We start from the raw sequence: 19,956 nt of genomic DNA, 5'->3' as shown, positions 1-19,956 counted from the left end.
GCCACGAACGTCATGAAGCTGAGCATGCGGTGGATCAGCCTGCGGCTGCGGCTGATGCTCGTCTTCGCTCTGGTGGCCCTGGCCGCCGCCGTGTCGGCGTCAGCCATCGCGTACTGGCTCAACCGCGACGCGGTCCTCACCCGTACGCAGAACGCCGCTCTCGACGACTTCCGCAAGTCGCTCCAGGACAACACCGGGTCCCTGCCGCTGAACCCGACCTGCCCGGAGCTGCAGGAGGCCGCGGACCGGATGGCGGACACCTCGCAGAAGTACGAGGTGCTGCTGATCGGCAAGGTCAAGGGCGGCGGCGACTGCGCGGCGCCCTCCAACCGGGACCTGTTCACGCTCGACGTCGTGCCGAAGACGCTGGTGACCGCCGTCAACCGGGAGCGGAAGGTCGACGACTCCAATCCCTTCCCGTACCACCTGTACTGGCAGCGGATCACGCTCGGCGGCAAGCCGTACCTCGTCGGCGGCGCGAAGGTGATCGGCGGCGGCCCCACGGGCTATCTGCTGAAGTCGCTCGACAACGAGCGGGCCGACCTCAACTCGCTCGCCTGGTCGCTGGGGATCGCCACGGGCCTGGCCCTGATCGGTTCCGCCCTGCTCGCCCAGGCCGCCGCCTCGACGGTGCTGCGGCCCGTGCAGCGGCTCGGTGACGCGGCGCGCAGGCTCGGCGAGGGGAAGCTGGACACCCGGCTGCAGGTGTCGGGCACCGACGAGCTGGCCGATCTGTCGCGGACCTTCAACAAGACGGCGGAGTCGCTGCAGAAGCGGGTGGAGGACCTGAGCTCCCGGGAGGCGGCGAGCCGGCGCTTCGTCGCCGACATGTCGCACGAGCTGCGGACCCCGCTCACGGCGATCACCGCCGTGACGGAGGTGCTGGAGGAGGAGGCGGAGTCCCTCGACCCGATGATCGCGCCCGTGGTGCAGCTCGTGGTGAGCGAGACCCGCCGACTGAACGACCTGGTGGAGAACCTGATGGAGGTCACCCGCTTCGACGCGGGCACGGCCCGGCTGGTCCTGGACGACGTGGACATCGCCGACCAGATCACGGCGTGCATCGACGCCCGCGCCTGGCTCGACGCCGTCGAACTGGACGCCGAGCGCGGCATCATGGCCCGGCTCGACCCGCGCCGCCTGGACGTCATACTCGCCAACCTCATCGGCAACGCCCTCAAGCACGGCGGCTCCCCGGTGCGGGTGTCGGTGCGGCAGACGGACGAGGCGCTGGTGATCGCGGTGCGCGACCACGGGCCCGGCATCCCCGAGGACGTGCTGCCGCACGTCTTCGACCGCTTCTACAAGGCGAGCGCCTCGCGTCCGCGCTCCGAGGGCAGCGGCCTGGGCCTGTCCATCGCCCTGGAGAACGCCCACATCCACGGGGGCGAGATCACCGCGGCGAACTCGCCGGAGGGCGGCGCCGTCTTCACCCTCACCCTCCCCCGCGACGTCTCCGGGACCGAGGGCGAGGGCGCCGCGCCGACCGCCGGCCCGGCGGAAGGGAGCGCGCAGTGAGAGGCACCAGCGCCACCCGTACGGCAGTCCTGGCCGCCGGGCTGACCCTGCTGGCCGGATGCGGCATCCGGGGCACGGCCGTGCCCGTGGACGCCGGGAGCGCACCCTCGCGTGCGACGTGCACCACGCGCCCCGGCCCGCAAAGTGCGCCGCCCCCGGGCAGCGTCACACTGTCCGTCCAGCTCGTGTGCACCTCGCAGCTACTCCCCGTGACCCGGGTGGTCGCCGTCCAGGAGGCGGACGACGCCGTGGCGCTGGCCCGCGTGCTCCTCGACGAACTGCGGCGGCAGCCCGCTCCCGTGGAGGACGAGGCCGGTTTCTCCACCGACGTGCCGCAGCGGCTGACGGTCGCCGGGCCGCGCAAGGGCGACCCGGCGGGGACGCTGCGCCTGAACACGGCGCCGGACGACCTGCCTCCGCTCGGTTTGGCGCAGGTCGTGTGCACGTACGCCGGTACGCCCGCGGCCGGCGGGAGCAGCACCGTGGTGCTGGGCGGGCCCAGCGACGACAAGCCCCGCGGCTACACCTGCACCGAGGAGACGCGCACTCATCCGGAGGCGGTGCAGAGCAGCTCCGCCCCCGCCTCCTGACGACCGGCGCTGACTCTCTGTACGCGGCTGCGGAACCGCGCGCCCCGCGCGCCGCGTCATGGGGGGCGTGCAGCGTCATGGCTACGGCGGTACGCCCGCCCTCCGATACCGCTACCGCGTGGCGGGCTGTGTCCTCCTGTCCGTCCATCTCCTGGTGGTCGGCTGGCTCGCTCTGCGGCCGCTGGCCGCGCCATGGGTGACTGCCTCCCACCTGGAGCCGCTGGCCACGATCCGCGCCGATCTGGCGCTCGGTCCGTGGGACGCGGCGTGGTCCATCGGGGCCGCGGTGCTGCCGTTCGCGCCGCTGGGGGTGCTACTGCCCTGGGCGGGGGGCCGGGTCGCGGCCTCGACGCCGGTCTCGCTGGCCCGGACGGTCTTCACCGCGGCGATGATCTCGCTGGTCCTGCAGGTGGTGCAGGGCGGCGTGGTGGGCCAGGTCCTGGACGTGGACGCGCTGCTGCTGAACGTCGTCGGCGTGACGGTGGCGCACCTGGCGGTCGTCCCGGCGGTGCGGTCCCGGCTCCGCCGCAGGGGTGACGCGGGTCCTACCCGGACCGTCCGCCGGGAGGAGACGGACAGGGGTCTGACCCCGACGATCCCCAGGGTCGGGATCGCCCCGTAGAGTGACGCTTTGCCCTGGCCGGCAGCCGTAGCGTTGACGTCATCGGGAGAACGTTCCCGCACCGATGGCACTTGACGCGAAGGAGTCGCCGCCATGTCCGCTCCGCTGGTCCGCCCCCGTAACCACAGGATGATCGCCGGCGTCTGCGCGGGTCTGGCCGAGCGCTTCGGCACCTCGCGGACGACGATGCGGGTGATCTTCCTGCTGTCGTGTCTGCTGCCCGGCCCCCAGTTCCTGCTGTACATCGCGCTGTGGATCCTGGCGCCCGCCGAGGGCAGTTCCCGCGCCGCCGCCAAGGGCTGGTGACGCCGCCGCCCGGCACCCGAAACGGGCCGCACACCCCCGTCGGGGGTGTGCGGCCCGTTCGTGGTTCGCACTGTTCGTCCCGGAGCGCCGTCAGCGCATGTTGGGGGTGCCCAGGCCCGGCAGGTGGATGCCGTTGGGGGAGATGGCCTTGGCGGGCAGGCCGCCGAGCAGGCCGCCGGCGTTGCCCTTGTTGTCCAGAAGGCCGTTCAGCTGCTCGGTGGGGAGGCGGGGGGCCAGGACCATGTCGGCCGCCTTGGCCGTCTGCTCCAGGACTCCGGAGCGCATCAGCCGGCCGGTGGCGACGAGCAACGGTCCGCCCAGCGGGGACATCGGAGCGGCCTGTTCGAGCGGGAGCCCCTTGGCCGCGCCGGTGGCGGTGGTGGTGACCGCCTCGAGAGTGCCGGCGGAGGCGGTGCCCGCAGCGGCGACGGCGATGGCGGCACCGACAGCGGCGGCGCCGAGGGCCTTGAGGGATGCCTGCTTCATCTGATTCTGTCCTCGTGACGGGGGATGGCGGGAAATGCCGAGCAGTACGGCAACCTAGCCACGAGTGCGGTGGCCCCGCAATCAATGACACGGCCGGGACCTTTTGGCCCCGGCCGTATTCACCGCGTTCACCCGATTCCCCGCCGACTCACCAGCGGGGCACGCCCGGAACGGAATTGCTGGTCAGGCGGTTCCGGTCACCGTCTGACGGAACAGCCACTCCGACTTCAACTCCGCGTACCCCGGCTTGATCACGTCATTGATCATGGCCAGACGTTCATCGAATGGGATGAACGCCGACTTCATCGCGTTGACGGTGAACCACTGCATGTCGTCCAGTGAATAGCCGAACGCCTTGACCAGGTGCTCGAATTCCAGGCTCATGCTGGTACCGCTCATCAGACGATTATCCGTATTCACCGTCGCCCGGAAGTGCAGCTTACGGAGAAGACCGATCGGGTGCTCTTCATATGAACTCGCCGCAGCGGTCTGGAGATTCGACGTCGGGCACATTTCCAGCGGAATGCGCTTGTCCCGCACGTACGAGGCCAGCCGGCCCAGCTTGACCGTACCGTCCTCGGCGACCTCGATGTCGTCGATGATGCGCACGCCGTGGCCGAGCCGGTCGGCGCCGCACCACTGCAGGGCCTGCCAGATGGACGGCAGGCCGAAGGCCTCACCCGCGTGGATCGTGAAGTGGTTGTTCTCGCGCTTGAGGTACTCGAACGCGTCCAGGTGACGGGTGGGAGGGAAGCCCGCCTCGGCGCCCGCGATGTCGAAGCCGACGACGCCGGAGTCACGGTATTTGTTGGCCAGTTCGGCGATCTCCAGCGCACGGGCCGCGTGCCGCATGGCGGTCAGCAGGGCACCGACACGGATGCGGTGACCGTTGGCCCGGGCCCGGCGCTCACCCTCCCGGAAGCCCTCGTTCACGGCCTCGACGACCTCGTCGAGGCTGAGCCCGTTCTCCACGTGCAGCTCGGGGGCGTAGCGCACCTCCGCGTAGACCACGCCGTCCTCGGCCAGGTCCTCGGCGCATTCGGCGGCCACCCGCACGAGCGACTCACGGGTCTGCATGACGGCGCCGGTGTGCGCGAAGGTCTCCAGGTAGCGCTCCAGCGAGCCGGAGTCCGCGGCCTCACGGAACCAGACGCCCAGCTTGTCCGGGTCCGTCTCGGGGAGCTTGTCGTAGCCCACCGCTGCGGCCAGGTCGACGATCGTTCCGGGGCGCAGCCCGCCGTCGAGGTGGTCGTGGATCAGCACCTTGGGCGCGCGGCGGATCTGGTCGGGGCTGGGCCGGCCGGCCTGCTGGGAGAGGGTCTCGCTCGTCATCTCGGCACTCTAGCCCCTACGCGCGTAGATGGCGCCGAACGATACGGAACGGTGACCCATCGGCGGGGTGGACACCACACGTCCTTCTGCCATCGTTGTCTGCCATGGTGCAGCAAGCGTTGCCGCAGCGAGATCCAGAAGGCCCCGCGGACCCGCGAGAAGCGGCCCGCCTCGGCAAACCGCTCGGTGCCGGGCACAGCGAGAACGCCGTGCACGCGGTCGCCCTCCTGCTCCCCGAGGGCAGCGCCACGGGAATACGCCGCCCCTTGCTCCGCACTCCCGCCGCGCAGCGGCCGCTGGCCCGCCGGCTGACCCGGGCGACCACCGACGACGGCCTGGTCGTCCATGTCGTCCACTACCGCCACCGGGGCTGGAACGGTTCCGCCGCCCACCCCGTGCAGGACGCCGCCTGGGCGGCGGACGAGGTGGTGCGGCGCTACGGCGACGTTCCGGTCTGCCTGATCGGTACGGGCATGGGCGCCCGCGCCGCACTGCGGGCCGCCGGGCACCCGGCCGTCACGGCGGTGCTCGCACTCGCGCCCTGGCTGCCGGATCCGGAGGCCGTGCTCGACCCGGAGCCGGTGCGCCAGCTCGCGGGCCGGCAGGTGCTGCTGGTCCACGGCACCAACGACGAGCGCACGGACCCGGACCTGTCCTACCGGCTCGCCGAGCGGGCCAAGAAGGTCAACCGGAACGTGTGCCGTTTCGAGGTCCACTCCGACGGTCACGGCCTGCGCCAGCACCGCCCGGAAGTCCAGGCCCTGGTCGTCGACTTCGTCCGCGGCGCGCTCTTCGGCCACCACTACGCCCGCCCGGTGGCCGACGCGCTGGCGGCTCCGCCGCCACTGGGTCTCCGCATGCCGCTCGCCTCCGGCTTCGGCGCGTCACTGCGTCACTGACCCCGGGGCTCCGCCCCGGACCCCGGTCCTCAAGCGCCGGACGGGCTGGTTTTCGTGCCGGCCCCGGCAACAATCCAGCCCGTCCGGCGCTTGAGGACAGAGCAGCACAACCCCCAAGCACCGGCACCGCCTCACCGATGCAGCAGCAATTGCCCCCGCCGCGACAGCAAGAACCGCTTGAAGGCCGCCACCGGCGCCGTATCGGGATGCCCGTCCAGCCACGCCACCCCGATCTCACGAACCGCACGCGGCGCGGTCACCGTCAGCTCGACGACACCCGGCCGCGGCACCGCCGGCGGCGGCAGCAGCGCGACACCGAGGCCCGCCGCGACGAGCCCGCGCAGCGTCTCCGGGTCCTCCCCCTCGAAGGCGACCTTCGGCACGAACCCCGCCTCGGCGCACAGCGCGTCCGTGATGCGCCGCAGCCCGTACCCGGGCTCAAGGGTGACGAAGAGTTCACCGGCCGCCTCGGCCAGACGGATCCGCTTGCGGACGGCCAGCGGGTGGTCCTCCGGCACGACCAGCCGCAGCTTCTGCTCGTCGAGCCGGCGCGCGACCAGGTCCGGCTCGTCGGGCACGGGCGAGGTCAGGCACAGGTCGAGGTCGCCGTCGCGCAGCCGCTCGATCATGGCTTCGCCGTAGTTCTGGACGAGCTGGAAGCGGACGCGCGGATGATCGGTTCGGAAGGCGCGGATGAGTTCGGGTACGGTCTCCGAACCCATCGTGTGCAGGAAGCCGAACGCGACCTTCCCGGTGGCGGGGTCGGCGTCGGCCCGTACGGACTCGGCCGCGCGGTCGACCTCGGACAGGGCGCGCTCGACGGTGACGAGGAAGGTGCGCCCGGCCGCGGTGAGCGAGACCGTGCGGCCGTGGCGGGCGAAGAGGGCGATGCCCAGGTCGTGTTCGAGGCGGGCCATGGACCGGCTCAGCGTGGACTGCGGCATCCCGAGCTGCTGGGCGGCACGGGTGACGTGCTCGTGACGGGCGACGGCGACGAACTGGGCGAGGCGCGGCGTGAGCGTCGCCGCCCACGAGCCCGCCTCGAGCTCGGCCGTTGTCGGAACGTCAAAGTTTTGGGTAACACTCTTGTTGCCACTGGGTGACAGAGGCCCTCGTGACCTGCGGTCATGCTGCATGTGATCGATTATCGCCAGTCTGTGCATTGGACGCATCAGATGCAGGCTGCATACGGTTTTCCCATGTCTCCTGCCGATACCGGGGCATCCGTCGTCACCATGCGATCGGGTGCCTCTGCCTCGTCTGCCTCGTCAGCCTCGACGTCCTCTTCCTCCGCCGACACCGACACCCGCCTGGTCCCCGGCGGGCCCGGCTACCGCCGGATGAGCTTCGCGCTCTTCGCCGCGGGTGTCGCCACGTTCGCCCTCCTCTACTCCACGCAGGCCCTGCTCCCGGCGATCTCGGACGATCTCGGCGTGACGCCCGATCAGGCCAGCTGGACCGTCTCGGCCGCGACCGGCGGTCTCGCCCTCGCGGTCGTCCCGCTCAGCGCGCTCTCCGAGCGCTACGGGCGGCGGGCCACGATGACGGCCGCGCTGTGTGTCGCCGCGTTCGTGGCGCTGCTCGTGCCGTTCGCCCCGGGCCTGGGCTGGCTGGTCGCCCTGCGCACGGTGCAGGGTGCCGCACTGGCCGGGGTCCCGGCGTCGGCGATGGCGTACCTGGCGGAGGAGGTGCGCCCGAAGGCGCTGATCGGCGCGATCGGCCTGTTCGTCGCGGGCAACAGCATCGGCGGCATGGTCGGCCGGATCCTCGCGGGCTGGGTGGCCCAGGCCTGGGGCTGGCGGGCCGGGCTCGCCGCGGTCGGTGCGCTGGCCGTGGTGTGCGCCGTCGTCTTCCGCCTGATGGTTCCGAAGGCCCGCCACTTCGCGCCGTCGGCGATTTCGTTCCGCGCGCTCGGCCGCACGGTCGGCGGCCACCTCTCCGACCCGCTGCTGCGCCGGCTGTACGGCATCGGCCTGCTCTTCATGACGGTCTTCGGCGCGGTGTACACGGTCATCGGCTACCGGCTGGCGGACGCTCCGTTCTCACTGCCGCAAGGCGTGGTCGGCTCGATCTTCCTCATCTATCTGGTCGGTACGGTCTCGTCGGCCGCGGCCGGGCAGCTCGTGGGCCGTCTGGGCCGCCGCGGCGCCCTGTACCTGGCGGTCGGCACGACGACGGCCGGTCTGCTCCTGACGCTGACGTCCTCCTTGGCGGCCGTTCTGCTGGGCCTGGTCCTCATCACCGCCGGCTTCTTCGCCGGCCATGCGGTGGCCTCGTCCTCCGTCAGCCGCGCCGCGAAGACGGGCCGTGCCCAGGCCTCGGCCCTCTACCAGACGGCGTACTACCTCGGCAGCTCGGTGGGCGGCACGCTCGGCGCCCTCGCCTTCCGCTCGGCCGGCTGGGACGGCACGGTGGTACTTGGCCTCGCCGCGATGGTCGGCGCGGCGTCGATCACGCTGTACGCGACGCGCAAGGCGATCGCCCACCAGCGACTGGTCGCCATGTCCCGCCGCTGACCAACCCATGTCCAGCGGCTGCGTCGGCGCCTGGTGCATGACGCGCGTCTGACGGCCCGGTCGTCCTGAGCACGTGAACGACCGAAGGCACCGCGCGTCCCGCGGTGCCTTCGGTGTGTCCCGCCTCCTGCCCTGGCCGGGGGCGGGCCCCTTCGCCGCCGCGCGCTGGAGGGCATGCGCTGTGGCGCGGGGGCAGGGGGGCGCTGCCGGGGCCGGACGCGACGGGGCGGATTCGTGTGTTCCGGGGGGTAGGGAGGGCCGGTGTGGGCGCCGGTCACGGCGCGCCAGTCGTCCCCGGAGGGGTGTGTCGTATGTTCGGTAAGCACGGTGCCGGAGTGGCTTTGTGCGCCATGGCACTGGTCGGTTCGTCCCTGGGATGGGCCCCTGCCACGCAGGCCCACTCCTCCTCCCGTTCCTCCCTCGCCTGTTCGGGGCAGGAGAACACCCGTTACGTCCCGGGGCTGACCGTCGTGCCACGCTCGGCCGTCACGCGCGGGAACGTCACCTACACCTGCACCGACCGTCCGGGGCACACGCTGGCGGCCACCAGCACCATCGCAGGCGTGTCCCCGCATGCGGCATGCGTCGGCCTGAAGCACAGCCGCGTACGGGAAACCCTGCACTACGCGGACGGTGGGACATCGGTGATCTACTACCCCACCTCCTTCGGCACCCGCATCCTCGGCATCAACACCTCGCACCTGGAGGGCACGGTCATCGCAGGCCGCTACAAGGGACGCGGTGCCGTCCGCAACATCCAGTCACTGGGCGGCGAGCTGCCCACGGCCTGCCTGACACCCGAAGGCCTTCAGTACTTCACCGTCAGGGCGAACCTGCAGATCGACGGGGGCTGATCCCCGGGAGAATGAGGCGGGCGGCTGTACGGCGGCCGCCCGCCGGGTGGGGCGGGCCTTCGTCGTCGTCAGGCGACAGGGAAGACACCCGTGTCGATCAGCAGGTCGAACGGCGCGGGAAGGTGGATCTCATCGCCGAACTTGCCGGCCTGCAGCATCCGGTAGACGTCGTTCTTGGGCTCGCCGTAAAGGGTAACGGTCGGGCCGCCCGGCGCCCACCTGTCCGCAAGCAGGTAGAGCGGCACTCCGGCATGGGCGTATCCGGCGGGCTTGCTGATGCGGTCGTGGCGAGCGGTCGACTTCGAAGTGATCTCGACGATGAGCTCGGCCGCCGCAGCCTGGACGAAGTTCTCGGACTCGTGCGCTTCCGTCGGCGCCTCGTCCACCACCGCCTCGGGTGCCACGACAAGATCCGGAATGTAGAGGCCGCTACGGGAGGGGACGGCGACAGCCAGGGTCTGATAGATCCCCCGGTCCTGGGGAATGGCCGGCGCCAGCTGACGCTGAAGCTTCCAGGCGATGCTGTTGTGCCTGTTGGCGGGCGCTGGTGACACGGTGATGATCCCCTCGATGATCTCCACCTTGCAGCCCTCGGGGGCGTCCGTCTCTTCCCAGATCCGGACCAGCTCGTCCCACTCGTGGCCGTGGCCCTCCGAGTAGTCGACGGTGAGTGCGCTCATGGCGGTCTCCTCTATCGGTACATCACCGACTCCAGCATGCCGAACGGACCCGCGGGAGGTCCACTGATGTCGTTCACCCGTACGAGTGCCGCTGCCCCGGCGCGGGCGCGGTCGGCACGACCACGCCGGGCCGTCCCAAAAACTGACAGGGAGCTGACATGCCCTCATATCAGGTTCGAGCCACATTCGTTGCTGTTCACGGACTGTGACGCGCTTCTCACATCGCGGTCAAGTGGGGTGACTTTTATGGCGTTGTCCGGTGTTCTTGGCGATCGACAGGTGTGAAGTGACCATGTCTATGGGATTGGTGTGACTTGGACAGACATTTCCGTCAACTGTGGAACACCGCGACGATGGCGATCGTCCGCAGCAGGATCGCCGCCGTCGTGGGAGCAGTTGCGCTCATCGCGACCGTCTTCACCGGTGCCGCCACCGGAACGGCCAGTGCTTCGACGGCACGCGCGGGCGGGTGGTCCTGCTCCGGGGCGCCCGTCCCGGACGGGTACGTCATCACCGGATACGACCGCAACGGATGCAGCGGCCGGGGCGCCTGGAACCAGCAGCCCGTGCGTGACGGCATCTGGACCTGCTCGGGCTCGCCGATCGTGACCGGCTACGTCATCAGCAACTACGACCGCAACGGATGCAGCGGCATCGGCGCCTGGTACCACCAGCTCGCGCGCGACGGCATATGGACCTGCTCCGGTTCGCCGATCGTCTCCGGCTACGTCACCACCAACTACCAGCGCACCGGTTGCAACGGCATCGGCTCCTGGTACCACCAGCTCGTCCGCAACGGCATATGGACCTGCCCCGGCTCGCCCATCCCGGCCGGCTACCGCAGCACTACGTACAGCGCGAACATGTGCGGCGGCCTCGGCGGTTGGTACACCGTGCGCGCCTGATCCCGGTCGCGTACTCGTATAAGTACTCGCATAAGTACTCGCACACGTACACCGAAGGCACCGCTTACCAGCGGTGCCTTCGTCGTTGACCGGCGCCGGGTGACCGGCACGGGAGCCCGCGATCAGCCGGACAGCGCCTGCGGCCGGTACACGCACCCTGTCAACGGAGCGTGCGCCTTCCAGCCCAGCGTCTCGTACAGCGCGCGCCCGTCGTCCGTCGCGCCCAGGACGCCGAGGATCGCACCTTCGGCCACGGCGTGGTCGGCGAGGGCACGCATCACGAAGTTGCCAAGGCCGCGGCGGCGGTGTGCCTCCTCGGTCGCAATCCGGTCGAAGACCGCGGCCTGCCCGACAAGGGCCAGCTGCCCGTTGGCGGCGGTTTCACCTGCCGCGTCGCACACCCGGACGTAGGTGACGCCGGCCCGGAACTCCACGGACGCGGTGTAACCACCGGGCGGTATCGGCTCGGTGGCATGCAGGTCCACGGCCATCAGATGGCCGGGGTCCTCCTCGTCCACCACCCAGTCCCGGGTGAGCCAGTGCGCGAGCAGCTCCGGCTCCACGGGTACCTTGAGCCAGGTGTCCGGCACGGTCACCGAGGCGGCGGCCCCGCGCACGGACGGCCCGTCCGCGTCGGGCAGCACATGACGCGCCACATGGCCGGGCGCTCCCACCTCGATGAAGAACCCCCAGGGCCGCTCGACCGGCTGGGGCGTGCCTCGCGACACGGCCCAGCCGGACACCCACGTGCTGACAAGTTCCGCGACCATCGGTCCTCCCGAAGTAAGCGCCACTTTATGGGTGCACACCTTACGTCGCCTTCGCGGGCAGGCGGCGTTGTCAGTGGTGGGTGGCAGACTCCGGTCATGACTGAAAGCGTTAAGGGACCGGCCAGTTACTTCCCGTCGATCGAGAAGAAGTACGGCCGGCCGATAGCGGAGTGGAAGACTCTCATCCGCACTTCGCCCCTGGCCAAGCACATGGAACTGGTCGCCTGGCTCAAGGCCGAACACGGCCTGGGGCACGGCCACGCCAACGCCCTTGTCGCTCACACCCTCGCGGAGGCCGACGACCAGTAGGGCGCCATGAGGCCGGGCCGTCTCAGAGTCCGCCACATGCCCGGGGTCAGCCCCCGTAGCGTGCGACGGCCCGCAGATATCCGGCCGCCACGAACCGGCCCCGCGCTTGGCCTCGGCGATCCTGCCGTACTGCGACGCCTCCTCCAGGAGCGACGCGGCCACCTGCGCGACCGCGGCGTGCCCGGGACAGGGGTAGGTCGTTATGTCCTGATATAAGCCTGCATTCCAACCTCCGTACGCTCGTGACCGCCCTTGCCCTCCTGGCCGGGGGCGTCTGCCCGGCCGCCCCCGGCGTGGGCGGGCGGCACTGGCGGCTTCATCTCCCCCACCTTCGGCAACGGCTGCGCCAACACTCCGACGATCAACGGTTGCTGAGCTTTCTCGCTGGTCCGCCGTTGCTCCGTGCCGACCTTGTGGGCCGGGACAGCCGAAGGCCGCCCTCGCGTCTGGCGCCGCATCCCTCCACGAATGATCAAGGTCGAGGGACCATTAGCCCAGCGACATTGAAAGACAAGCTCAGCCTGCCGCCGTGAACACCAGCGAGGCGTTGTGGCCCCCGAAGCCGAAGGAGTTGGCGAGCACGGCCGGCACCCGGCCGTGACGCGGGGCGCCCGCCACCACGTCCAGCGGGATCTCCCGGTCGAGGCTGTCGAGGTTGCGTACCGCCGGGACCACTCCGTCCCGTAGCGCGAGGATCGCGGCGATCGCGCCGACCGCTCCCGCCGCGCCGAACAGGTGGCCCGTCATGGACTTGGTCGCCGTCACCGACGGGTGCGTGCCGACCGCCTCGGCCACCGACCGTGCCTCCACGAGGTCGCCCAGCGGCGTGGACGTGGCGTGGGCGTGCACGTGCGCGATGTCCGCGGGCGCCAGCCCCGCGGCGCCCAGCGCCAGCCGCATCGCCCGCACCTGCCCCTCCGCGTGCGCGGCCGTGATGTGGTGCGCGTCGGAGGTCACCCCGGCCCCCGCGAGCACCGCGTGGCGGCGGGCGCCGCGCGCGGCGGCGAACCCGGCGCGTTCCAGGACGACCACGCCCGCGCCTTCCCCGATGACGAATCCGTCGCGGCCGGTGTCGAAGGGCCGCGAGGCCCCCGCCGGGTCGTCGTTGCGCGTGGAGTGGGCCTTGGCCTGGGCGAACCCGGCGAGGGGCAGGGGGTGCACACAGGCCTCCGCACCGCCGGCGACCACGACGTCGGCCCGGCCGAGCCTGATCAGGTCCAGGCCCAGGGCGATCGCCTCGGCGCCGGACGCACAGGCGCTGACCGGGGTGTGGGCGCCGCCGCGGGCCCCGAGGTCGATGCTGACCCAGGCGGCCGGACCGTTCGCCATCAGCATCGGCACGGTGTGCGGGGAGACCTTCCGCACCCCCGAGGCCTCCAGGACGTCGTCCTGGCCGAGGAGGGTCAGGACGCCGCCGGTGCCCGTCCCGATCACCACGGCCAGCCGTTCCGGTTCCACCGCGGGCCGCCCGGCATCGGCCCACGCCTCCCGCGCGGCGACCAGCGCCACCTGCTCGCACCGGTCCATGCGCCGCGCCTGCACGCGGTCCAGCACCTCGCCCGGCTCCTGGCGCAGCCGGCCCGCGATCCGTACGGGCAGCGCCGTCGCCCACTCCTCTTCGATGGCGCGGATCCCGTTCTCGCCGCGCAGCATCGCCTGCCAGGTCGCCTCGACGTGGCCGCCGAGCGGGGTGGTGGCTCCGAGACCGGTGACGACCACGCCTTCGCTGTCAGCGCTCATGGCTGATCCCCCTTGTAGTGGTGGCACAGCTCACCCTGCCTGTCGAGCAGTGCGGGTGGCTTCCTTCCTTTCCACTGTGTCAAGGGAACACCCGGTAACCCGATCGAGATGATCAACGGACTCGGCCGTCGCAAAATTGTAGGGTTCCGCCATAGGCGGTACGGGCCGGGACGTCGCATGGGCGGGTCGGCACCCGGAACGCGCCGTCGCGCGGTCCGGGTTGCCGCCCTGGATCCAAGGAAAATTTTCGCGGCAGTCAACTCCCCAGTCAATCCTAGGGTTTTCTTGCAACGACCCAAGTACTAGCTTTGATCACTATGACCCTCGATGACCTGCGCGTGTTCGTCGCCGTGTGCCGCGCCGGCAGCCTCAGTGCTGTCGCCCGCGAACTGTCCTGCACCCAGTCCGCGGTGAGCCAGCACGTGAAGCGGCTGGAGCGCGAGATAGGTACCGGCCTGGTGGAGCGGCACCCGCGGGGAGTGGTGCCCACCCAGGCCGGCCGGCTTCTGCAGGCGGCCGCCGCCGACGGCATCGCGGGCCTCGACCTGGCGCTGCGGCGTCTCGCGGATCTCGTGAGCGGCGACGGCGGTTCCGTGCGCATCACCACGGGCGCCACCACCGTGCGGCACTTCATGTCCGCGGCCGTCGTCGACTTCCGGCGCCGACACCCCCAGGTGAACCTGGAGTTCCAGACGGAGACCTCCAGCCGCAGTTGCTTCGACGCTCTCGCCGTACACGATCTGGACCTCGCCTGGATCACCATCGGTCCGCCCGTGCGCGGCATCGAACAGCGCCCCGTGATCGATCTGCCCTGGGTGCTGGCCGTCCACGCCGACGACCCGCTCGCCACCCGCAGCCGGATCGAGTCGGAGGACCTGGCGGGCATCCGCCACATCCGGCTGCCCGAGAACTCCACCTCACGGGCCCGGCTCGACGCCGCCTTCGCGGAGTCGGGCATCCACGTCACCTCGGACACCAGCGTCGCCGACTGGGACACGGCGATACTCCTGGCCGAACTCGGCCTCGGCCACGCCGTCGTCCCCGCCCTCCCCGGCTGGCGCGGCCCCGGCCACCCCTCGCTGCGCTTCGTCCCCATCCCGGCCTTTCCCGCCCTCTCAGCGGGCTGGGCCGTACGGAAGTGGGACGCCCTGACCCCCTTCGCCCGCGCCTTCGCGGACACGGTCACCGAGAACTGCGCCCGCGGGACCGACCCCCTGTTCCCGGCCCGCCGCTAGCCCTCACTCTCGTAACTCTGGAACCAGTGGCGGTCGAAGTAGCGGGCCGTCGAGAAGGGATGCTGCCGTTCGGTGAGCATGCGGTGGACGAACTCGGCGGTCGTCCCGTCGAAGCGCACCCACGAGTCGGGGATGTCCTCCGTCACGAGGATGGGCCACTTGTCGGGGTCGGGCCCTTCGGTGAGCCAGAAGAACTGGTCGGCCTGCTCGGTGCTCCCCCACTGCAGCAGCCCGCCGGGGGCCGGGTACACCTCGTACGGGTCCCACAGGCCGCTGCGGCCAGTCCGGGCCCACTCGCCCAGCCACTCGGTGTTCAGGACAATGTCACTGCTCCTGAATCCCGCGCCGGGCATGTGAAGTTCGAGGTAACCGTCGAAGGCGCCGTGCCCGAACATCTCGACGAGCCGCTTGTAGTCACCGGGCAGCGCGGTCCCGAGCCGGGCCTCGGCCCCCGCCCAGTCGACCGTACGCACGCGGGTCGTGTCCCATCCCGTGACGGCGACGACCGCGTCCGCCCAGGAAGTCGCCCCCTCCGGCATGCAGGAAGAAGCAGCACCCTCCGGCATGTCCGGCGCCGGGTCCTCCCGTTCCGCGACCAGCACCACGAGCCGTATGCCGTCCTCGAAACGAGCGGTACCGCAGCCGATCCACCGGCCTCCGTGCACCCATGCACGCATCTCGACGAGCCGCTCGCCGAACGGGGCCAGCAGCGGCAGCCCGGTCCGCGCGGTCACGGTCGGATCGACGTAGCCGCCCATGGCGAGATTGCGCGGCTGCCCGTACCGTCCGCTGAGCGCCCCCTGGAGCGAGGAGAGGTCGTTCTCGTCCGAGGGCGCCAGACATGCGTGCCCTGCCGGGTGTCCTGCCTCATCGCATTCCAGATCGCCCGTATTCGGCCAGACGAGGTGGTGGACGGCCGTGAGGAGCTCTTCCTGTTCATCCATGGCAGGCATTGAAGCGGACGCGACTGACAATCGACGTCAGGGGGCAACTGGCCGTCTGGATCGTGAGCCGAGCCGTTCGGCTTTGACGGTGGTGAGGAGAGTGGCGAGGGTGGCTGGGGTGGTGGTTATGACGTCGGCGGGGTTGTCGCTCTCACGGAGGTGTATGAGGCCGTCGGGGGCGGGGGCGACTTCGACGCAGGAGCCGTCCGATCCGACGCTGTACGAGGACTTAAGCCATGCGGGCAACCGTCCGGCTTTGACGGTGGCGAGGAGGCTGGCGAAGGTGGCCGGAGTTGCGGCTATGACCTGGGTGGGACAGTCGCTTTCGCGGAAGCGTATGAGCCCGCCGGGGGCTGGGGCCACCTCTAGGCACTCGCCGTCTCCCCCTGAACTGTATGAGGACTTATGCCATTCAACCCGAGACATATCGCTACCTATCGCAGTTCATACAAGACATGCTGGAGCAAACTCAGTGAATGCCGGGCTTCCTGCGCCTCAGGAGCAGCCGCCGGGTCGATGGGGGCGAAGGCGAGGGAAGCCAGTCGCTCGAACATTCTGGCGTACTCGGTGATGCGAGTGCCATCCCCGATGAAGTCCGCACTCGTCGGGTGCTCTCGATAGAGCGTGTCCAGCTCCGGGGTTGCCCCTCCCAAGAGGATGAAGGAACGGGCGTGCGGAGAGTAGGGGCCCATCTCGAAGGGGAAGATCTGCACGGTCACGCGGGGCAAACGAGCCACCTCGATGAGCCTCAAGAGCTGTTGCCGCATGATCTCGGAACTGCCGACGCGCGTACGCAGGGCCGACTCGTGGATGACGGCGTGGTACTTCTGGAGCCCACCCAAGACTCGCTGGCGTGCGGTTCTGAACTCCACCCGCCGATCGAGGCCTGCGTGATCACTTTCGACGGTCGAGATCACGGCGCGCGCATACTCCTCAGTCTGGAGCATGCCCGGGATATTCAGCGAGTCGTGGACACGGATGCTTGTGGCCCGTGACTCCAGCTCCGCGAGATCGAGCCCCCTTCGCGCCACCGAACCCTTGAACTCGTCCCACCAGCCCTTGCCTGAGTCCTGGGCCATCTCCATGAGCCCGTCGAACAGCGACCCCGGCGGGCAGCCATACTCGCGCAACAGCATGTAGAGCCGGTTCCTGGACACGTCCAGGCGCCCCGTTTCGATGTTGCTGATGCGCGCTCGGTCGGCATCCAGCAAAAGTGCTGCCTGATCGCCGGAAATTCCTGCGCCCGTCCGTAGCTTGCGCAGTTCGGCCCCGAGCCGGCGCTGCCGTTCACTGGGCTGTTTCCTGGGTGCCACCACTGCCCTCCTTCTCGCTGGCGGCAGTCTGCCGATGCCGTGCTCGGAGGGTCCACTCATTGAGCCCCGCATCACCCACACGTGGCAACAATCGGGTGATTTCTTGCTCGACCGTGAAACCGTTCACTACCGTCGAAGCCACCCATCCGCTACGCGGCATCGTGGAAGTGCACTCACTCCCAAGGCAGTTGGGGGTCGAGCAACGACACCGCGAACAGCCGTACCCCCACGGGAATCCCGCTCCCGCCCCAGGAGACGCGACATGAGAACTCCCCCCTCCCCCGACTGCTCCCTCGTCTTCCCACCCCACCCGGTATGGGTGCGCGCCGCCCGCGAAGCGGTGCGCACCCTGCTGGCGGCGGCGCGCCGCACCGAGTTGACCGACACCGCGCTGGTTCTCACCTCGGAGGCGGTCACGAACGCGGTGAACGCCTGCCAGGCGAAAGGCTGCACGAACCCGGTGACGCTCTTCGCGGAGTGGACGCGACGCAACCAGCTCCACGTGCTCGTACACGACGACGCCCCCGACGTACCGGCACTTCGCCCACTCACCGCTCCCGACGCCGAGTCGGGCCGTGGCCTGATGCTGATCGCGCACGGTGCGGACGCGTGGGGCGTGTGCGCGGACGGCCGGGGCGGCGCGGGAAAGGCGACGTGGTTCCTGCTGGGCGTACCGGCCGGGAGAGCGGCGCGGGGGCGATCGCCCAGGGGCTGCTCCGAGTGCGCGGAGCTGGAGGCAGCGCGGCGGAAGGCCGTGGCCGGTGGGGACGGGGAGACGGTGGTGGACGCGACCGTGGCCGTACGCAGCCACTTCCGCGACGCGCATCTGCTGAAGCGGGGGCGCACGTGGTGACCGGGCGCTGGGCAGGCACCGCCTACGTGGCGGGACGACGGTCAGGCGACTGCCCGCACGCCTGGGGATGGACCCACTCCGCAGGCGCATCGCACTGTGACCGCTGCGGGATCCGTCGCTTCACCGACTACGGCGCCGTACGGCCTCCCGGCCTGCCCGGTACCGTCACCCCCTCCCGGCGCAGCCGGAACGCCGCCGACCGGGCAGCGGCGCTGAACGTGGCCCGGACGGTGAGACCGGGCATCCGCTGGAGCAGGGCGGCACCCCGGTTCATGGCGCCCTGAGCGCCATTTGTGATCCCGACATGCCCAGGAGGGCTGCGGGGTTGGTCGCACTGCCGAGCAGCAAAGCGTCATCGGGCACGTTCGTGGGTGCGGAGGTCGTTGAACGGTCCGCCGCTGCTGCTGAGCTGGTGGTATGTCCCTTCTTCAGCGATGTGCCCGTCTCGCATGACGATGATCCTGTCTGCGACCTTGGCGTTGTTCAGGCGGTGGGTGACGATGATGGTGATCCTGTCGGCACGGGTGCTCCTCAGTTCCTGAAGGATGAGGCGTTCAGCGCGCGGGTCCATCTCGCTGGTGGGTTCGTCGAGCACGAGTACCGCCGGCTGCCGGTGGAGGGCACGTGCGCAGGCGAGGCGCTGCCATTGGCCGCCGGAAAGGTCGCTACCGTCCCATAGCTGGCCGGACAGCAGGGTGTCGAGGCCGTGAGGGAGGCATTCAACGACATCATGCAGTCCCACTCGCTGCAGGGTTGTCCAGATGCGGTCGTCGTGGTGCTCGTCTGTCCGATGGCCGAGGGTGATGTTCTCGCGGACTGTGAGAGGCCAGTGGGCGAAGGACTGCGTCACGATACCGGTGTGTTGCCAGACGGTGTCGGGGTCGGCCTGGGCCAGATCCACGTTGTCCCAGCACACGGCGCCCTTGTCGGCGGTGTGCAGTCCGGTGATCAGGCGGGTGAGCGTGGATTTCCCGGATCCGTTCTCGCCGACGATCGCGACGATCTCACCGCGATTGAAGGTCACGGACACACCCTCGACGGCCGGATGGCTCTTGCCCGGGTAGGAGGAGGTGACGTGGTCGAGATGGATCCGCTGCGGGCGGGCGGGCGCTTTGAGCAGGCCACGCCGGGGGGCAAGAAAGCGGGCTTTGCCGACGAAGCGGCGCCAGTCGTCGAGGTAGAGGGCGCTCTGGAACAGGCTCGTGGCGAACTCTACGACCTTCGACAGCCAGGTCAGACAGCTCCTCACGGCGATGACGGCCGTCGCGGACACGGCCAACGGCACGCGCCCGGAGACGGTGAGCCACGCCAGCAGCGTCCAGGTTCCCGCCAGGCACACACCGCCGGCAGCCGCGGACAACAGGTTCACTCGCAGCAGACGCGGAGCGACGGCGACCACCGTGGTGTCGATGCGCTCCGATACTGCTTGATACCAGTCAGCGAGGGGGTCGCGCATGCTGTTGGCACGGACCTCCTCCGCGTGCTGCGCCGTGGTCAGATGGCGGCGCATCATGGCCTTCACGTTGCGGCTCGAGCTGGTCGCGTGGTGCGCATGGTGCTCGAGGCGGGCTTCCGCCGCAGATCCGACTGCCGCTGGGAGTACCGCCAGAAGCACGGCGGGCAACAGCAGCGGATGCAGGACGGCCAGCGTGCCGGCGGCTGAGGTCAGGCGCATGAACAGGCTCATGAACCGTTGAGCTTCGTAGAGCATGCGGTCGACGTGGATCGCCCCGTTCTCCGCCGTCTGCAGGTCGTCGGCGAACGCCGGATCACGGAAGGCGGTCAGCTCGACCGTGCACATCGCCTGGACCAGAGCCATGTCCGCCGAGGTGACCAACCGGGGCATGAGACGCCCTTCTGCCCACCGTGCGCCGGCGTAGGCGATACGGGCGCACCCGGCCGCCATCGCGGCCACGACGAGTGGCGGCAGAGCCTGCTGGATGCGCTCGAGCGCCGGCCCTGCGCCCAACAGCGGTTCCATACCCCTGGCCACGCAGGTCAGTACGACGGAGGCCGACACCCCTGCGACCAGTTGCACGACGAGCATCGCCACCACGCAACGGGCGTCGATCCGCCACGCCATC

Annotated in this window: 22 protein-coding genes; 12 read left to right on the top strand and 10 right to left on the bottom strand. The window is 70.3% G+C overall.

All coding sequences use genetic code 11. The features are described from left to right. The first annotated feature begins 12 nt into the window (after positions 1-12). The 4 genes from AB0F13_RS01230 (at position 13) to AB0F13_RS01215 (ending at position 3,036) form a co-directional block, all read left to right on the top strand. Positions 13-1,518 carry a HAMP domain-containing sensor histidine kinase gene (locus AB0F13_RS01230; RefSeq protein WP_362074423.1) on the top strand — a complete coding sequence of 502 codons (1,506 nt, stop codon included), beginning with the start codon at positions 13-15 and terminating at the stop codon, positions 1,516-1,518. Then, on the top strand, positions 1,515-2,108 hold the full coding sequence (locus AB0F13_RS01225; RefSeq protein WP_362073169.1) for a hypothetical protein: 594 nt from the start codon (positions 1,515-1,517) through the stop codon (positions 2,106-2,108). The genes AB0F13_RS01230 and AB0F13_RS01225 overlap by 4 nt, the downstream gene beginning before the upstream one ends. Positions 2,109-2,175: 67 nt before the next feature. Further along, complete coding sequence (locus tag AB0F13_RS01220; protein WP_362073167.1) at positions 2,176-2,730, top strand: VanZ family protein; 555 nt, start codon at positions 2,176-2,178, stop codon at positions 2,728-2,730. Between the two features lie 93 nt (positions 2,731-2,823). Continuing rightward, entirely contained in the window at positions 2,824-3,036 is a 213-nt protein-coding gene (locus AB0F13_RS01215; protein WP_362073164.1) for a PspC domain-containing protein, read from the top strand. Between the two features lie 90 nt (positions 3,037-3,126). Here AB0F13_RS01215 and AB0F13_RS01210 read toward each other — a convergent pair whose 3' ends face one another. Together AB0F13_RS01210 and AB0F13_RS01205 are read right to left on the bottom strand one after the other, a co-directional pair. Continuing rightward, complete coding sequence (locus AB0F13_RS01210) at positions 3,127-3,522, bottom strand: hypothetical protein (RefSeq protein ID WP_362073161.1); 396 nt, start codon at positions 3,520-3,522, stop codon at positions 3,127-3,129. A 183-nt stretch (positions 3,523-3,705) separates the two neighbouring features. Continuing rightward, entirely contained in the window at positions 3,706-4,854 is a 1,149-nt protein-coding gene (locus AB0F13_RS01205) for an adenosine deaminase (protein ID WP_362073158.1), read from the bottom strand. A 104-nt stretch (positions 4,855-4,958) separates the two neighbouring features. Between AB0F13_RS01205 and AB0F13_RS01200 the strand changes: the two genes are divergently transcribed. Next, positions 4,959-5,753 carry an alpha/beta hydrolase gene (locus AB0F13_RS01200; RefSeq protein ID WP_362073155.1) on the top strand — a complete coding sequence of 265 codons (795 nt, stop codon included), beginning with the start codon at positions 4,959-4,961 and terminating at the stop codon, positions 5,751-5,753. A 131-nt stretch (positions 5,754-5,884) separates the two neighbouring features. On the opposite strand, the gene AB0F13_RS01195 is transcribed toward AB0F13_RS01200, so the two are convergent. Further along, entirely contained in the window at positions 5,885-6,889 is a 1,005-nt protein-coding gene (locus tag AB0F13_RS01195; protein WP_362073152.1) for a LysR substrate-binding domain-containing protein, read from the bottom strand. A gap of 63 nt (positions 6,890-6,952) precedes the next feature. On the opposite strand from AB0F13_RS01195, the gene AB0F13_RS01190 reads away from it, so the two are divergent. Together AB0F13_RS01190 and AB0F13_RS01185 are read left to right on the top strand one after the other, a co-directional pair. Next, positions 6,953-8,269 (top strand): MFS transporter, encoded by a 1,317-nt coding sequence (locus AB0F13_RS01190; protein WP_362073149.1) that lies wholly within the window; start codon positions 6,953-6,955, stop codon positions 8,267-8,269. A 350-nt stretch (positions 8,270-8,619) separates the two neighbouring features. Next, on the top strand, positions 8,620-9,123 hold the full coding sequence (locus AB0F13_RS01185) for a hypothetical protein (RefSeq protein WP_362073146.1): 504 nt from the start codon (positions 8,620-8,622) through the stop codon (positions 9,121-9,123). Between the two features lie 68 nt (positions 9,124-9,191). Here the strand turns inward: AB0F13_RS01185 and AB0F13_RS01180 are convergent, their stop codons facing one another. Continuing rightward, complete coding sequence (locus AB0F13_RS01180) at positions 9,192-9,803, bottom strand: Uma2 family endonuclease (RefSeq protein ID WP_362073143.1); 612 nt, start codon at positions 9,801-9,803, stop codon at positions 9,192-9,194. Positions 9,804-10,156: 353 nt separating this feature from the next. Here AB0F13_RS01180 and AB0F13_RS01175 point away from each other — a divergent pair, with 353 nt between their 5' ends. Continuing rightward, on the top strand, positions 10,157-10,708 hold the full coding sequence (locus AB0F13_RS01175) for a hypothetical protein (RefSeq protein WP_362073140.1): 552 nt from the start codon (positions 10,157-10,159) through the stop codon (positions 10,706-10,708). A gap of 122 nt (positions 10,709-10,830) precedes the next feature. Here AB0F13_RS01175 and AB0F13_RS01170 read toward each other — a convergent pair whose 3' ends face one another. Continuing rightward, complete coding sequence (locus tag AB0F13_RS01170; RefSeq protein ID WP_362073137.1) at positions 10,831-11,478, bottom strand: GNAT family N-acetyltransferase; 648 nt, start codon at positions 11,476-11,478, stop codon at positions 10,831-10,833. Positions 11,479-11,574: 96 nt separating this feature from the next. Here AB0F13_RS01170 and AB0F13_RS01165 point away from each other — a divergent pair, with 96 nt between their 5' ends. Continuing rightward, entirely contained in the window at positions 11,575-11,787 is a 213-nt protein-coding gene (locus tag AB0F13_RS01165; protein WP_362073135.1) for a DUF4287 domain-containing protein, read from the top strand. A gap of 516 nt (positions 11,788-12,303) precedes the next feature. Here AB0F13_RS01165 and AB0F13_RS01160 read toward each other — a convergent pair. Continuing rightward, a complete protein-coding gene (locus tag AB0F13_RS01160; protein WP_362073132.1) occupies positions 12,304-13,527 on the bottom strand; it encodes a beta-ketoacyl-ACP synthase II in 1,224 nt (407 codons plus the stop codon). Between the two features lie 317 nt (positions 13,528-13,844). Between AB0F13_RS01160 and AB0F13_RS01155 the strand changes: the two genes are divergently transcribed. Then, on the top strand, positions 13,845-14,762 hold the full coding sequence (locus tag AB0F13_RS01155) for a LysR family transcriptional regulator (protein ID WP_362073129.1): 918 nt from the start codon (positions 13,845-13,847) through the stop codon (positions 14,760-14,762). Here AB0F13_RS01155 and AB0F13_RS01150 read toward each other — a convergent pair. From AB0F13_RS01150 to AB0F13_RS01140, 3 genes are read right to left on the bottom strand one after another with little or no spacing between them, the layout of a single operon-like run. Continuing rightward, positions 14,759-15,706 (bottom strand): SMI1/KNR4 family protein, encoded by a 948-nt coding sequence (locus AB0F13_RS01150; protein ID WP_362073127.1) that lies wholly within the window; start codon positions 15,704-15,706, stop codon positions 14,759-14,761. The two genes, AB0F13_RS01155 and AB0F13_RS01150, sit on opposite strands and share 4 nt — an antisense overlap. A gap of 36 nt (positions 15,707-15,742) precedes the next feature. Further along, positions 15,743-16,132, bottom strand: a complete 390-nt coding sequence (locus AB0F13_RS01145; protein ID WP_362073124.1) for a DUF397 domain-containing protein — start codon at positions 16,130-16,132, stop codon at positions 15,743-15,745. A gap of 8 nt (positions 16,133-16,140) precedes the next feature. After that, positions 16,141-17,019 (bottom strand): Scr1 family TA system antitoxin-like transcriptional regulator, encoded by an 879-nt coding sequence (locus AB0F13_RS01140; RefSeq protein WP_362073122.1) that lies wholly within the window; start codon positions 17,017-17,019, stop codon positions 16,141-16,143. 262 nt (positions 17,020-17,281) lie between these two features. On the opposite strand from AB0F13_RS01140, the gene AB0F13_RS01135 reads away from it, so the two are divergent. After that, positions 17,282-17,872: an ATP-binding protein gene (locus tag AB0F13_RS01135; protein ID WP_362073119.1), complete on the top strand. Its 591-nt coding sequence runs from the start codon at positions 17,282-17,284 to the stop codon at positions 17,870-17,872. Beyond that, positions 17,866-18,156 carry a DUF6255 family natural product biosynthesis protein gene (locus AB0F13_RS01130; RefSeq protein WP_362073116.1) on the top strand — a complete coding sequence of 97 codons (291 nt, stop codon included), beginning with the start codon at positions 17,866-17,868 and terminating at the stop codon, positions 18,154-18,156. The genes AB0F13_RS01135 and AB0F13_RS01130 overlap by 7 nt, the downstream gene beginning before the upstream one ends. A 68-nt stretch (positions 18,157-18,224) precedes the next feature. Here AB0F13_RS01130 and AB0F13_RS01125 read toward each other — a convergent pair whose 3' ends face one another. Next, positions 18,225-19,955 (bottom strand): ABC transporter ATP-binding protein, encoded by a 1,731-nt coding sequence (locus AB0F13_RS01125; RefSeq protein WP_362073113.1) that lies wholly within the window; start codon positions 19,953-19,955, stop codon positions 18,225-18,227. Position 19,956 lies beyond the last annotated feature (1 nt).

Origin of the sequence: Streptomyces sp. NPDC026206 (assembly GCF_040638465.1) — a bacterium.
Classification (GTDB): domain Bacteria; phylum Actinomycetota; class Actinomycetes; order Streptomycetales; family Streptomycetaceae; genus Streptomyces.
This window is presented reverse-complemented; position numbering and strand designations above follow the sequence as displayed.